Raw genomic sequence first — 14,901 nt, 5'->3', positions numbered from 1 at the left:
ACTTGTAGTGCATCATATTAGGTAATTAATGGTGCATTTTTAGTTATTTATGACTAGTGATATATAATTAAGCGCTATGAATGATATAAAAAAATTATGGTTTCTTAAACCCTGTTTATTTTCTGTTTTATTTTTAGGAATATACTCATCATTGTTTTATTACAATGTGTTATCTATTGGGATTTTAGAAAAGAAAATTAATATAAAATATCAAGACATTGTGGATATAACAAAACGATTTCATGGTTATTACATTAATTCTAATACAGTAACAATTGAAGAGGGTATCCACAACTTTAATAATGTTGGAATCATTGTTAATAAAACAGGGGAAGTCAAAGTTTTATCACCAGCGATAAATTTGCTTTCACAAAGCCTTTTAAAAGCTATTGATAAAAAGTATATATGGACTATTGCAGTTATTGAAAAGCTACATGACAAGAATACAGGGAATTCCTATTTTTTACCTTTAAGAGATATCTATATCAAATTTAATGATAAGACACTGCATGACTCATTAATGTTAGACCGAATCGTTAAACTAGAGGGGTTAGATAAAACTTATAAAGGCTTTCATAATGATGATATAAGAATCACAGAGGTGTATACAGAAGATTCATCAAATGAAAGAGTACATTCTGTTATATATCCTATTTATTTAAAGTCAAAATTAGTATCAGTTATCATTGTTGATATTAAAGAAGGTTGGAATGAATCATTAGTCACTGACTTTAGTGATAAAAGATGGGTGTTTATTACGAGAGATAAAGGGTTTGACTGGGCTACATTTAATATAAAAGTACCATATACATTAAATTCCCCGCCATTAACGGTTAGCATTGATATATTTAAAATGTTAAGTGTTAGCTTTTATACTTCTTCTGCAATCTATTTATTCTCGATATTTTTGTATTGTTTATATCTAAAAATTAACAATATTAGATGCAATGATCGGATGACTGGTTTTTTTCGTCGAGATTTTATTGAAAGTAAACTGAATCGGGTTGAAGGCGCTTCCTTTCTTATCATTGATATAGACCATTTTAAGCAAGTAAATGATAACCATGGCCATGATGTAGGTGATCGAGTTATCCAAGTGGTAACTCAACGTATAAAAGAAAGTATTAGAGAAAATGATATTGCGATCCGTTGGGGGGGAGAGGAATTTGTTATTGTTTTCTATCATATGAAGCATGATTTTTTTCATCAGAAAGCAGAAATGATTCGAGAAAGAATAGAAAGTGAGAGAATAGAAAATATGCATATTACCATTTCTATTGGAGGCTCTAAACAACAATACTCTGAATTGGCTTTTGATGCGATAAAAAGGGCGGATATGGCTCTTTATCAATCAAAAAATACGGGGCGTAACCGTGTAACTTTAGATAAGAATGAAGATAATGCGTGAAATAATTAGTATTAAGAATAAATATTTAAAGACATTCTTATTCTTGTTCCTATTGTCTTTTTATATGTTATATCAATATAACAAGTTAGAAGCTAATTCATTTAGAATGGAATTTCATGAAAAAATAACAAAGTTATATGATACGGTTAGAAAAATTACGCCTTTTTATTTAAATACAACAACAGTAGTGCTGAGTAAGGGTACTCATGAACGTGATGATGTTTCAATTATGGTTGATGAGGATAGCCAGGTTAAAAATTTGTCTTGTGGCATTAATTTATTAGAAGAAGAGTTAACAAATTATATAAATGATGATTATTGGAGTATAGCTATTCTAGAAAAGTTAGAATCTAATGTTAATATCGGTCATTTTAAACCATTACATGAAGTGCATGAGAAATTGAACTCTAAGGAAGCATCAAACTCAAGTTGGATTGACCGGATTGTAGATAACGAAAAAATGTCAAAGAGTTATCAAGCATTTGCTCGGTGTGATCTTAAATTAACAGAGCCTTATGTAGAACCGCTTACTGGTAAAAATGTTAGAAGTATATTCTATCCTATTTATGAAAATAAGCAGTTAAGAGCAATGTTTATTTTAGATATGAAAGCAAGTGTATTTTTAAATTGGTTAAACGATTTTAATAAAAAGAGATATAGTTTTCTTAATTATGGTGGTGATCATGCATTATCTTTATCAAGTGATTTTATTGAGATCCCTTGTACACCGGTAAGTAATAAACTAAATCTATCTATAAATATGGTTGATTTGTTTGTGCTGAGCTCAGGAATTGCATTGGTGATAACATTTTTATTATTCTCAATTAATAGGTCGCTATATCGATTTCTATCATATTGTCGGTTAGATCATATGACTGGTTTATATCGTCGTGATTTTTATGAGTTAAAACTGAACTTAACGTTTGGGAGAGCTGTTATCGTGATTGATATCGATGAGTTTAAACGTATTAATGATCAGTATGGGCACCAACAAGGTGATGTAGTGATAAAAGAGGTATGCCATCGAATAAAGCAGCATATGAGAAGAGATGATATGGCCATCCGCTGGGGTGGTGAAGAGTTTATTATTGTTATTAATCATATATCGAATAGTGAGTTACTAAAGAGAGCAGAGGCTATTCGAAGATCTATCTACGCAGAGCCTATAGCGGAGATTTGTGTGTCAGTTTCTGTTGGTGCAACAGCTGGTAAAAATATGTCGTTTAAAAAAGCATTTAAACTGGCAGATACTGCATTATATCAATCAAAAAACTCTGGTAGAAACAGAGTCACTGTATTAGAAGACGTAATCTAAATGAAATTTATTATCAATAAATATATGGTTGGCGTTATTGTTATATTTATCTTATTTGAATCTGCTATACGTGCAGATTATCAGCGATATGTTGAATCAAATATAAAAAATACGATGAAAAATATCGAGTTTAAGTTCGATAAAGCAAAAGAATCAGTGGGTGAACTTGCTTATCTTAAAGGTAAAACGTGCCAAGAGATGATGCTACCGTTACAAAAAAAAGTGGCACGTTGCCCATCAATTAATAGTATCTCAGTGATCCAAGATGGTCAGTATTTTTGTAGTTCGATTGTTGGTAGTAATATATCGAAAAAAAACGTACCTGAAAAAGAGATATACATAAAAGAAAAGAATCTGTTAACAGGTCAACCGAGTATTTCATACTATTATCGCTATGATGATGATAATGGTATTCAATTTTTCATGAAAGAAATACCGGTAGAGCTAGAGGATACTAGACTTGGGCAGATTTCGTTATCAAATTCACAATATGTAATATCAAAAGGGAATATATTTAGCTCTCATGCTCCAACTGACGAGAAAGTATATTCATCAGAAAGATATGATTTTCATCTATTATTTAAATACGATAGATGGCGCTCTATTAAATCATATGTGATTGATAATCGACAAGTTATTGTTATTTCATTATTAATGTTAGTGTTATTACGCATTTTGTCGAGCACAAGTACGCGGTTTAATTTGGATTTTTATAAATTAAGAAATGCAATTAGAAACAATCAGATAACACCGTATGTTCAGCCGATAGTCAGTGCCAAAGAAGAAGTTGTTGGGGGTGAGGTATTAGCTCGATGGATCAAACCTTGCGGTACCATCATTTCACCTCTGGAATTCATCCCTAAAATGGAGAAATTTGGACTTATTGGTGAAATGACAAAATCGATACTACGTCAACTTAGTGATGGTTATCAAAATTCGATTCATAATGATTTAAGAATAAGTGTAAATCTAACTGAAAGTTGTCTATATGATGAAGAAATTTATACATTATGTGAGCAGTTATCTAAAAAGCTTACGTTAGTATTAGAATTTACAGAATCAACCGAGTTTGAAAATAGAGAAAAAATCACAAGTTATATGCAAAAATTTCGAGCGATTGGCGTAAAGTTTGCCTTGGATGATTATGGTACTGGTTATTCTTCTTTACGGTATTTAAATTATTATCAATTTGACTTTATTAAGATTGATAAATCATTCATTGATGATATTGAAACCAATTCACAGTCACTTAAGATACTGGAAAATATTATTTTATTGGCAAATAATCTGGATATTAAATTGGTTGCTGAAGGGGTAGAGAATAAGAACCAACAACAGATATTGAATGAGTTACAGATCTCATCACATCAAGGTTTCTTGTACTTTAAGCCAATGCCGCTTAAAGACTTTAACATAGTAGTTAAAGGTAAGTAGTAGCTAACAAAAATAAGGGAGAGCTCTATTCTATGTGCCTCTCCCTTTTTATTTACTTATTAAACAACCAACGTGGGTTTAATGATTGCCAAGAGATCTCAGTAGTTCGATACAAAGAGATACTAGCGAACAATGAAATAGCGCCGAGTAAACTATACAAGCTTAAGAATCCAATCCCAGCTTGTGAAAAACTCATCAAAGGCTCTGAAGAGAGCAAGATCGTAGTTGGGATCTTATACATATGAGTGAGAAATACGGCAATACCATCCCAGTTTAGCACCCAAGTTGACAGCAGTTTCAATGCATAACCACCTAATAATAATATGATTAAAGGTGAATTACTGACTTGAGATACTGCTAAAACTAATCCTGCAATAGGTAACATAACCACGCTAACCAGTAGCATTCTTCCCATAAATTGCAGCCAATTGCTAATCACTGACATAAACGAGATGTGTTCATGAAGCATCACTAATACAGTGTCGCTTGATAAACTAATTACCCAAAAAGATAGATTGGCGATAAGTACTAATGTGGAAAAAATCAATGGTATTACAATTAAACCAAAAGCCAGTTTTATCGCGTGCGTATATTGGCTAGAGATTGGCATGCTGCGCCAAAATGCAGAGCTGCCTTCATTACGCTCTTTACGTAATGTTTTTGAAAGGTAAGTCGTTGTGAGAGCTAATGATAAAATACCAACCACAAAGCTTAATGCGAGTTGTAGATCGTTTGAAAACTCAGAGCTAAACGGGGTAAAGTTACCTTGAGTCTCGACTGAAATAAATAAATTATCTTGTAGGCTAGTGTTCATCATTAAGCTAATAAAAAGTACCGCACCGCAAAGCAGAATAAATAGAGGGACACGAGTAATCGTTTTGTGTTCAATAAGCTCTTTTTCAAGCATATATAATGATGGGCGCATTAAATAGATTCCTTTTGAAGGGCAATAAAGAGTTCAGCTAATGTACCTTGAGGAATGTTATCCATGGTCTCTTTATTCACGCATTTACCTTGTTTTAAGATCAATATATCTGTCAATAGATGCTCAATTTCAGCCACTTCATGACTCGCAATAATTAAACAACGCTCTCCCGCATTAAACCAAGTTGTTAAGTGCTGATAAAAGGTGTCGCGATATAATAAATCTAATCCTAAGGTAGGCTCATCTAAGATCAGAACTTTAGTATCGGTTGCAATTACAATAGCTAAATGAACTTGTACCTTCATGCCTTTTGATAGCGAGCTTATTTTACTATTTAATTTGATATTGGTGTTACTTAATACCGAAGTCGCTTTATTAATATCAAAGCTAGGGTGGACTCCTGAGGTATATTTTAAAAGTTGTTTTACACTCATCCATTCAGGTAACACATTTACATCTGAAATGTACGCTAAATGCTGCATTAATTCGGCGTGCTGATCGATAGGATGCAGACCATTAATACTTATATCACCCTCATAACGGTGGGCTCCCAATAAGGCATTAATCAGTGTCGATTTTCCCGCGCCATTATGCCCGAGTAAGCCGAGAACTTGTCCTGCTTTTAAATCAAAACTGATATCACTTAATGCTTGTTGGTTTTTATTTGAGTCTGAATAGTGTTTTGAGACATTTCTTACATTAACAAGAGAAGTCATTTTGTGCCTTACATTATTGAATTGCTTGGTACTATTGAGTAGAAATATCATGATAAGTTCCATAAGGAAAGAAATGGATGAGGTTCATTTGTGTTTTCCCTGACTTGATCTCTTATACTTCAGGTTAATATAAATACAGCATTCGAATTAGTTTTGCGTCTTAGACTGAGATACGTTAGATTCAGCTTTTGTTAGATCAATAAAATCAGAGGTTATCATGTTCAGCCAACGCCCAGTAAAGCCCGCAAAAACCATTGATAATGTATACGGCAGTGCTTTTTATCACCTTGAAGCTAAAGACAGAACTATCGATGAGTTAAGAAAGAAGCTAATTGCTAAGACAGATAACCAAGAGTGGATTGATACGGTTCTAAATGACTTAATTGAACGTGGTTATTTAAAACCAGACAAAGATTTTGCAATCAACTTTGTAGAAAGAGCATTTAGTGCAGAAAAAGGCAGTCAATTTATAATTACGAAGTTAAAAGAGAAGGGGATTAGCGCCACAGTGATCAGTGAAGCGATCGAATATATTACCCACCGTGATGAGATCTGTGAATTTAGTTTATTAAATCGTCGATTAGAACAAATAAATTTTGAGGGATTATCTAGCGATAAACTTTATACAACCTTGACTAAATATGGCTTTAAATCGTCCGATGTTCGTGAAGCCATTAAGTCTCACTCTATTGCCTCTACACTACCTTCTAAAATGCAAATCAAAGCCGATAAAGTGGATCTCGTTAAAGAAATTGAGAAGCTTGCCCGTAAACTAAAAGGTAAGTCTGTTATCAAGCGGGAGCTAAAACAAAAACTGATCGATATTTCTACTTTTGATGAAGAAATTGAAAAATTAGAGATGGATGGTTCAATCGATTTTTATGAGAACTGCCAATTACGATTAGACAAAAAACGCTTTGATTTAAGCAATTCAAAAGACAAAAGCAAAGCCTATGCGTATCTGTATTCCCATGGTTTTAGCTCTGATGAAATTAAAGAAACATTGAATTAATTACAGCGAGTTTCGGATTAGTTGACGACGACAAAAAGTAGAAATATAAAAAAGCCCCATAGTTCGAGAGAGTGAACTATAGGGCCAAAACATCTAAATTGTTACAATGAATAGAAGAAGTAAATTTGTGATTTCATACGAATAATAATGCCACGAATTACATCTAAGAAAGCCATAAAGCCAACGGGTTTCTCACCAGATATCCACGCTAAGCCAACCGAGCCAACAGGAATATCATAGCCTTCACCCTCTTCAAGTTTTAAACGCACAAAGTGGTGTTTATTATTAACGTTTAATCCTGTCGTTTGACGAACATTCGTTTCTCTACCTAGTAAATTACCTTGTGCTTCCCCTGTTGCTTCAACAATGCCTTCTACTTCAGCCACAAAGACTTTTCCAGGATAAACTGCGCTAGAAAACTCAGCAGGGCGACCAACCGTCACATTACGTATTGCTTGGTGGTTAACGCGCATTAATACGTACTTCTCATTGGTATACATCTGCATACGTGGAACTGCACCAATATATTGACCTTCACGCAGAATAAAGTTTGTCACATAGCCATCAGTAGGGGCGTAGACTTTAGTGTTGTCTACATTCCATTGTGCTTGAGTGACGCCTTCTTTTGCGCTCGCTAGCTCACTTTCTTTGGCTTTTACTCCTAATTTTGCATTATCTAGATCTAGCAATGCTTTTTCATTAGCAAGTTTGGCTTTATCTAATTGAGCAACAGCACTGGCAACATCGATTTCCCCAATAGATACAAGTGTTCCTTGTTCATCTAATGCACTTTGTGTAATGGTATTTTTTACTTTACGGTTTTGTTCAACATAACGTTGTAGTGTGAGTTTCTTATATTTTAGATCTTGGTTCTTTGCTTCAATTTGTTTTTGGCTAACCACAATATCACTTTCTGAAGCAGTAATGGCTTGGCGCGCCAGTTTCACGTTTTGATTTGCAACTTCAAGCCCAACAGCGCTCGCTTCTTGTGAGACTATCGCTTTGTTTAGCGCAATTTGGTAAATCTCATCATCAATTTCATAAACCAGTTGGCCTTTAGTCACTTCTTGATTTGGTTCAACATAAATCTTGGTGACGACACCTTTAATTTGCGTACTCGCAGGGCGAAGTTGAATATGTGGAGATTGCACCACAGAGCCACCAGAAAGATCCATTGGCGTGAAATTTAATAACCCAGCCCATACAAATAACAGCCAAGATCCGCCACCAATATAAGCAAACCCTTGAGTAAACTTATTCCAAGGCATTCCAACCAGACGAAGAAGATAAATAAACAGAGCCCATACCGCTAATCCCTCAAGCATTGTGGTTATCCTCTTGAGTTGATGCTGTTGTGCCAGTTTCTGTTATTGGCGCTTGCGCTTGTGTCTGTAATGGTGAAGTAGGTTGATGCCAAATATCACGAATTTTAATTAATGCTTTTTCTGCATCAACAAAAGCACAAATCACGGCTAAAACCCAGACCCAATGCCAAACAAACCCTATCCAAGTGAGGGCGGTAATAAGCCCTATTTGCTGGTGTTGCTTACTGTGTGCTTTGTTGATTGGTAGTTCATGAAGTTTCCAGAAACCATACGCGAGGGCGATAATACTTCCTATCATGACGACGCTCGCAGCAATATGCAGCCCAAGATCCTGACCTGATCCAACGAAGGGCATGCTGACTAAACTCATAAATGATTTACCTTAAATAATAATGAGCAGTAAGCATGAAGGGTAACAGAGTCATATGTCGATTAAATGTATTTGTATATATCAAACTGTGACTTAAATTGATGTATTTGAATCTTTATATTGGGTTGTTAAAGCAATGTCTTTCTGTATTGAACAGGAGTTACACCGTACATACGTTTAAACGCAACAGAAAATGAAGCCGTAGTTTTATAGCCAACTCGGTGTGCAATTTCTTTCATGGATAACTCACTTCCCATTAATGTGATAGCCTCATCACAAATGCTGTGATGAACTATATCGGTAAAAGCAATACTTTGATCTTGTAAGCGACGTTGAAGAGTAAGTGGCTTCATTCCCATTTTTTGAGCGACAAACTCAAGCGTAGGATAACCAAAAAACAAGGCATATTTAGTGAGTTCAAATACCACTTTTAACGTATCTTGAGGCTGTGGAATAAGCATATAACTCATCGCTTGCTCTACGGTAAATGCCTTCACTTGTGATGTTGGTAGCTTAAAGCGACGAGGGCAAGTGATGTCTTTAACAGGAAACCAGACTTGGGTATTAGGGCTGTTCCACACGATAGGGCAGTTAAAGATAGCCTCGATTTCTCCTACTTTACCAATCATGTTACCTGATAAGTGAATGGCGACGGGTTGATAGTCATCGCCATGAAATAGTTTTAATAATCGAACAAACGATCCCGCTGCTAAAATACTTTCATGGATACGAGCTTGAGGTAGCATTGTTGGCGTTAAAATTCGCCATTTTGCAATCGAGCCACTCAGTAGCATATTGACTTGCACCCCAGACTGAAGGGCATTATGTATGGTATTCATACGCTTAATTGCCATACCCAAATTGGTCGAGCTTGCTAGTAACTGCACAAAAGGACCAAACTGCTTCAAACTGTCTGATTGTGTTAGTTTTGCTGTGTAAGCTGGATCTTGAGTTAATAATTCAATTTTACAGAGTAGAGCTTCGAGATCGCTTAATGGCATCAATTTTAGTTGATAATCAAATAAGTGAGGAGGCATATCAAAATCGGCATAGGTTAAACCATAATATTTCATCGCATGGTCTATCAGCATTTTCGCACTGTGCACTCGCACGAGATAAGTTGCGTTTGGTTTAGCCATGAAGCCTCATTAAAAGTCACGTTTAAACAGCATTATATCTTACTGATATCAATATCTCATGCTACTATTTTTAACTTCATAATCGATATCATTGAGAGGCTATTTTGTTTAAAGGTAAATGGAGTGATGATATTCAAGGGGCTGCATTACACCCTGTTATCATTGAGATTATTCAGAAAGTAAAAGAGCAAACAACCAACAATGCAGAGGTTGGGAATTACCCATTATCTTATGATGAGTCAGTCTATTTTATTGTGAATGATAAAACGGAATTGAAAGAACATCGTCGTTCAGAAATTCATCATAAATACCTTGATGTACAATTGATATTAGAAGGTACAGAAACTTTTGGATACAGTGACTATCCGTTACTGTCGATTGAAGATGACTATCTTGCAGAGAAAGACATTGCTTTTAGCAACAATGTGAAAGATGAGCAATTTGTCACATTAACGGCTGGTGAGTTTATTATTTTTAATCCTAAGCAACCACATCGTCCATTAGTTGCGGTTGATGATAAGCCAGCAGCAGTGAAGAAATTGATTATTAAAGTGAACAGTGCGCTGTTGGTGTAGTTAACCAGTACTGTTTTCATAAAAAAGCCCACGTCCTATGCTAAATATAGGATGTGGGCTTTTTTATAACGCATTATTTTGTTGGGTATTCAGACCATGTTGAACCATCAAGAGAAACATAGGGTTTGTTGTTATATTCCATTACTGTTGTCCCTGAATTTTGGGCAACCATTTTAGTTTTTGGTAATCCCTGAGTTAGGACTTTAGGATCAAACGTTTTTTGGCTGTAAATATCTTGCGCTAAAATTCGACTAACTAATGCTGAGACGGCTAAGTAACTTGATTCTGCATTAATATGAACTGTATCTCCTGTACGAGTGATATTTTCACCAAAGATCTTCATACCAACAGGAGTATGTACTATCGTAGATGATGGGATTTCACGCATACCCGCAATTTGCATTTTATCACCACGCATACCGGCACCATGTTCAGGAACAAGCATGACGACAACATTACGTTTTGAGGCTTTAAGCGTTTGGAAGAAGTCATATAAATCGTCCAATAAATTTTTCAACCTCAGCTTATAACTGACTAAGCCGACTTTACCACTGGCTCTAATAATGCGATTTCCATCGTGTAATGAAATCGTATTATAAAGAGCGACAACAGAGCTGTCTTGTGCGTTTTCTCTATTTCCTAGCCAGCGAGTAAGCACTTCTTTATCTCGATAAATGGGTGAGCCATCAAAAGCGGATTGATATTGCTCTAACCCTGCTTGAGACATTAATGGTGCTTGTAAATCACCGTCTTCTTTAAGTAACCCTAGGAAGTCATCAAATTTACCGTCGTGATTTAATAATAGATTTTCTTGGAAACCAAGTTTAGCTAGATTATCAAACAAGAAGCATTGTTTAGATGATGGTGCGGAAAATAATTCTTGGTGTGTTTCTTGCCCGCAACTCGCTCTTAATAATCGAATAACCGCAGGGCCACTATAAGAGGTCGCAGCACTGAAGTTATCAAACATAACATCAAATTCTTTAAACAGAGGATGATTTTCTAAGCCTGCAATTTCAATGTCATCCCATGCGACAGAACAAATACTTAAAAACAGAAGGTCAAATTTAGTTGATGGTGCAACGCTTGGAAAGGTAACTCTTCGTTGTGCTTCATTTTTAAAGAATAACTCTTTTGCTTGGTTAAGTACCGCATCGTTAACAGGGCCGCTTTCATCAATAGATTGCTGTGAAGGCGTTGTCGTTTGGGTGATAGTTGGTTGTTGAGCAATAACCGTTTCTTTTGCTTGAGAGTTAAATATGCTTTGAGGCAGGCTGATGTAAACCAGAGCAAGTATAACGAAAACAGAAATACGGAACACTTGGTTTAAAAAGTAATAAGCAAAAATTAACACAAATAAAGCAAGAAATGCTTGTGGAGAAATAAAGCGACCAGCAAGCTCAATAAGGTAGCTAAGGTTAAATTGTAATAACTGTCCTATTTGGCCCCATAAACGATTTAGAGGCGGCAAAAAAGAATCGAAATGCATTAGCCATAATCCAATAGGTACAGCAATACATTGTCGTATGATTTTGAGGGCCCTTGGTTTTAATGGCAACAATAAAAAAGCAACAAAGGCAAAGTTCTCAAGTGGATGAAAACGAATAATATCCTGAGTAAATAGGCCAATCTTAATGATGAAATAAATATTCCACCAACCAAGCCCATACAGAGGGTGTTGTAGTGTGTTTGTCTTCATTTATCTGCATTCCCATTATCTTCAAAACTGTATTTAACTAAGTATTTTGGTTTACGGATATAGGTGTTATAAAGGCGCACTACCACGGTGGAAATATCTCGTAAAAAGTAACCAATAATTATCCCTGAAAACCCACTGAATAAGACGGTAAGTATAAAATCTTCAATATTCATAATGTTAAAAATCCAATGGTTTATGTTTTGCGAGAATAACAGGAGCAGAATAATCCTCAGAAGAGCGAGTAAGACTTTCTTCTGGAACTGATTTATGCTCAATAATGACAGCATGTTGTGTAATGTTTGGCAGTTCACGCTCTACACTTCCTAATGCTGTAAAGGTGGTTTGACTAGAAAAAATATCCCTAATTGGTAGCGTAAAAATATTGCGCAATGCCACAGGAAGATCGGTCATGCGAACACCTTGTAAGAATAGATAAATAGCACTTCTACACACAGTCATCACATCACCCTCCCTTTGGATTTGACACATATCAAGATAAGCTTCAGGACTAATGTTAGGGAGAAGTTCTAATTTTATTAGGGCAAATTCAGTTTGGGATATATCTAGATGCACTAAGGATTCACTGGCGTAATGAATAAAGCGGTCATTGGTCGTATAACCTTTTATTTTCTCTGTCTGTGAGTAAAAGTTAAGCAATTCTTCTGTGCTACTAGGGAGGGTTCGGGTGAGTATTTGGCCACGTAAGATCTCTATCGAACTAAGCATGCTTGAGAATCGAGTTCCGAAATGAATGATCAAATTGATACCTGATTGTAGTAAGTACATTTCATCGGAATAGCGTAAACAGGGCTGCATTTCTCTAATTATAATTTTAATATGGTGCCCAAAAGTTTTTCGTAACGTGTATATACAGATCCCTAATAGTCGCACTTCATTTTGCGTTGAACAGCTTAATACTATTGTTGCTCGGGATATTGTTGTTAGGCTTTTTTCTAAACTGTCATTATTTGGTGAACAGATCATGGAATCTGATGTTTTTTGATTTTTTTCAATCGCTGTATGTGAAATATAGATGGTACTTTCATCATCGATATTCAGAGGAGAAGCGGTTTGAGCATTGCCCATTTTTGATTGTGGTGTGAGTGATTGATCATCATTAAGAGTAAGATAGGTTTCACTCTCTCCTCCCATGCCAGTATTCAATCCCCAATAATAAACATGATATAAAAAGGTTTTTTTATCTATGCTTTGTAGGCTTGAATAACCAACGCATAAGTTAGGATGTTGGCTGAGCATTTTTTTTATTAAATGTATGTCTCTGCCGTAGATTAATACATTTATAGTAAGGCATTTATTAATAGCTAGGTTCTGAAGTTTTTCAAAGAATGCTATTTCACTTTTAATTTGTTTTGAGGTAAATATATTGTCTGGAATAACTATAATTATTGATGAATTGTTTTTTATCTGAGTTTTATTTATATCGTTATATAAATGCTTAAGTGAATTACATGCATCATGGTTATTAAAATATATGTTTGGACAATATGAATGTAAACTCTTTTTTAATGAGAATGTATTTGAGTCACTTAATGATTTTGTGAATGTATTTAGTGTTGTTGAGCATATAAATGTATTTATAGTCTCATTTTTTACTAATTCAGATACGTGATTTACGATCGGTGTTTTAGTGCTGAATGTCGTTATATAAACACTGGATTTTAATTTTTTACTTTTATTTTCAATCGTATATGGATTTTTTGGCATGTATATCACTCAGCGGCATTAATTATTTTAGAAGTGTTCATGTTGCTTATTTGTAATCTTGTTGAGTCTGTTTTGTAACGATACTATTTTTTTATTTCTTAAGCTAGTTTATATGTTTTTTCTGAATGTGCATTTGATATATAAATGATTATATATGTATATCAACCTCAGTCTCATTTATGATGCATGCACTGAGTATTATATTAGTACTAATGTGTAATAGAATGCCCCCTTACATAAAATCTATTACATCACTCATTAAGGTTACTACTTTATGGCTAGGAAAATTAGTCAAGATATAACGGTTTTGTTTTCTGCTTTTGATATAAAAGAACGTTCATACAACGAGTTAAGCGAAGTTGAGCGTTATAATAAAATTAAAAAATCATGGAATGCATTAGACCTATTATCTAAAAGTAAAATAAATGAAAGTAATGTGTTAGAGCAGAATTGTGAACACTTTGTTAGTAAAAAAGAACCTGAATTATGAAAAGAATAATTATAACGGGGTTACGTGGTGGTGCTGGATCAACAACTATCGCTGCAAATTTAATTCAGGCATTAGCGCAACTTGAAGAAAGTGTTCATGCTATCGATATTCGCTCTGAAAATCTCATGAGTTTGCATTTAGCACTAGATTTTTCAGTTAAAGATGGTTGGTCTAAACGCGTACTATCCGATGAGTCATGGAAAAAAGCTGCTTATGTAAGTAATAGTAATTTATCCTTTGTGCCTTATGGACTATTAACGGTCGATGAGCTTAAAACGATTAAACAAGAGGTGGCTTCTTTACCTCATGGCTTACTGAATGTATTTCCAACCCAGCCTGAAGTTGTGAATGAATGGCAATTGATGTTATTGCCGAGTATTAATGAGCTTGATGATAGCCATACAGCATTACTTGATAGTGCAGATATGGTTTTATGTGTGATTAACGCAGATATTCAAAATTACACTTATTCTCAACAAAACGCTTCTTTTCAATGCTTTAACCAGCGCCACCATCCTTATTTTCTCATTAATCGGTACCAACCTCTTAGTGAAAATAGTGTAGATCTTTCGTTGGTATTTAAACAAGAGTTAGCAGAGCAGTGCTTACCTATGCTATTACACCATGACACCTCAGTGCCAGATGCTTGCTCGCAATTAAGTAACGTCATTAAATATGCACCACACAGCCAGTTTTCTAAAGGACTGAATGAACTTGCATTTTGGCTTTTAGCCCACTTTTCTTCAAAAACGATGGAAGGCATATAGC

14 protein-coding genes are annotated in these 14,901 nt (G+C 34.9%); 7 read left to right on the top strand and 7 right to left on the bottom strand.

Features of this window, described 5'->3' with window-relative positions:
• Window positions 1-76: 76 nt before the first annotated feature.
• Genes PVK63_RS05065 through PVK63_RS05055 form a run of 3 tightly spaced genes read left to right on the top strand, consistent with a single transcriptional unit; the run spans window position 77 to window position 4,157 of the window.
• Entirely contained in the window at window positions 77-1,408 is a 1,332-nt protein-coding gene (locus tag PVK63_RS05065; protein ID WP_274439945.1) for a GGDEF domain-containing protein, read from the top strand.
• Window positions 1,401-2,723 (top strand): GGDEF domain-containing protein, encoded by a 1,323-nt coding sequence (locus tag PVK63_RS05060; protein ID WP_274439944.1) that lies wholly within the window; start codon window positions 1,401-1,403, stop codon window positions 2,721-2,723. Before PVK63_RS05065 ends, PVK63_RS05060 begins: the two co-directional genes overlap by 8 nt.
• A complete protein-coding gene (locus tag PVK63_RS05055) occupies window positions 2,724-4,157 on the top strand; it encodes an EAL domain-containing protein (protein WP_274439943.1) in 1,434 nt (477 codons plus the stop codon).
• 52 nt (window positions 4,158-4,209) lie between these two features.
• On the opposite strand, the gene PVK63_RS05050 is transcribed toward PVK63_RS05055, so the two are convergent.
• A complete protein-coding gene (locus tag PVK63_RS05050) occupies window positions 4,210-5,082 on the bottom strand; it encodes a hypothetical protein (RefSeq protein WP_274439942.1) in 873 nt (290 codons plus the stop codon).
• Complete coding sequence (locus PVK63_RS05045; RefSeq protein ID WP_274439941.1) at window positions 5,082-5,798, bottom strand: ABC transporter ATP-binding protein; 717 nt, start codon at window positions 5,796-5,798, stop codon at window positions 5,082-5,084. The genes PVK63_RS05050 and PVK63_RS05045 overlap by 1 nt, the downstream gene beginning before the upstream one ends.
• A gap of 217 nt (window positions 5,799-6,015) precedes the next feature.
• On the opposite strand from PVK63_RS05045, the gene PVK63_RS05040 reads away from it, so the two are divergent.
• On the top strand, window positions 6,016-6,810 hold the full coding sequence (locus PVK63_RS05040; protein WP_274439940.1) for a RecX family transcriptional regulator: 795 nt from the start codon (window positions 6,016-6,018) through the stop codon (window positions 6,808-6,810).
• 101 nt (window positions 6,811-6,911) lie between these two features.
• Here the strand turns inward: PVK63_RS05040 and PVK63_RS05035 are convergent, their stop codons facing one another.
• The 3 genes from PVK63_RS05035 to PVK63_RS05025 all read right to left on the bottom strand — a co-directional run bounded on the left by PVK63_RS05035 (window position 6,912) and on the right by PVK63_RS05025 (window position 9,644).
• Entirely contained in the window at window positions 6,912-8,135 is a 1,224-nt protein-coding gene (locus PVK63_RS05035; protein ID WP_274439939.1) for an HlyD family secretion protein, read from the bottom strand.
• Window positions 8,128-8,505, bottom strand: coding sequence for an MFS transporter (locus tag PVK63_RS05030; protein ID WP_274439938.1), 378 nt, complete (start codon window positions 8,503-8,505; stop codon window positions 8,128-8,130). Before PVK63_RS05030 ends, PVK63_RS05035 begins: the two co-directional genes overlap by 8 nt.
• A 128-nt stretch (window positions 8,506-8,633) precedes the next feature.
• The gene (locus PVK63_RS05025) at window positions 8,634-9,644 is read right to left on the bottom strand and encodes an AraC family transcriptional regulator (protein ID WP_274439937.1); all 1,011 of its coding nucleotides are present in this window, start codon (window positions 9,642-9,644) and stop codon (window positions 8,634-8,636) included.
• Window positions 9,645-9,748: 104 nt separating this feature from the next.
• Between PVK63_RS05025 and PVK63_RS05020 the strand changes: the two genes are divergently transcribed.
• Window positions 9,749-10,219: a YhcH/YjgK/YiaL family protein gene (locus PVK63_RS05020; RefSeq protein WP_274439936.1), complete on the top strand. Its 471-nt coding sequence runs from the start codon at window positions 9,749-9,751 to the stop codon at window positions 10,217-10,219.
• Window positions 10,220-10,292: 73 nt separating this feature from the next.
• Here the strand turns inward: PVK63_RS05020 and bcsG are convergent, their stop codons facing one another.
• Both bcsG and bcsE read right to left on the bottom strand, forming a co-directional pair.
• Window positions 10,293-11,918: a cellulose biosynthesis protein BcsG gene (gene bcsG / locus PVK63_RS05015; protein WP_274439935.1), complete on the bottom strand. Its 1,626-nt coding sequence runs from the start codon at window positions 11,916-11,918 to the stop codon at window positions 10,293-10,295.
• A gap of 177 nt (window positions 11,919-12,095) precedes the next feature.
• Window positions 12,096-13,643, bottom strand: a complete 1,548-nt coding sequence (bcsE, locus tag PVK63_RS05010; RefSeq protein WP_274439934.1) for a cellulose biosynthesis protein BcsE — start codon at window positions 13,641-13,643, stop codon at window positions 12,096-12,098.
• Between the two features lie 274 nt (window positions 13,644-13,917).
• Here bcsE and PVK63_RS05005 point away from each other — a divergent pair, with 274 nt between their 5' ends.
• Window positions 13,918-14,133 carry a hypothetical protein gene (locus PVK63_RS05005; RefSeq protein WP_274439933.1) on the top strand — a complete coding sequence of 72 codons (216 nt, stop codon included), beginning with the start codon at window positions 13,918-13,920 and terminating at the stop codon, window positions 14,131-14,133.
• Complete coding sequence (gene bcsQ, locus PVK63_RS05000; RefSeq protein WP_274439932.1) at window positions 14,130-14,900, top strand: cellulose biosynthesis protein BcsQ; 771 nt, start codon at window positions 14,130-14,132, stop codon at window positions 14,898-14,900. Before PVK63_RS05005 ends, bcsQ begins: the two co-directional genes overlap by 4 nt.
• Window position 14,901 lies beyond the last annotated feature (1 nt).

This window comes from Aliivibrio sp. S2TY2 (assembly GCF_028765525.1).
Lineage (GTDB): Bacteria > Pseudomonadota > Gammaproteobacteria > Enterobacterales > Vibrionaceae > Aliivibrio > Aliivibrio finisterrensis_A.
Note: the sequence above shows the minus strand (reverse complement) of the source record. Positions and strands in the feature narration are given on the sequence as shown.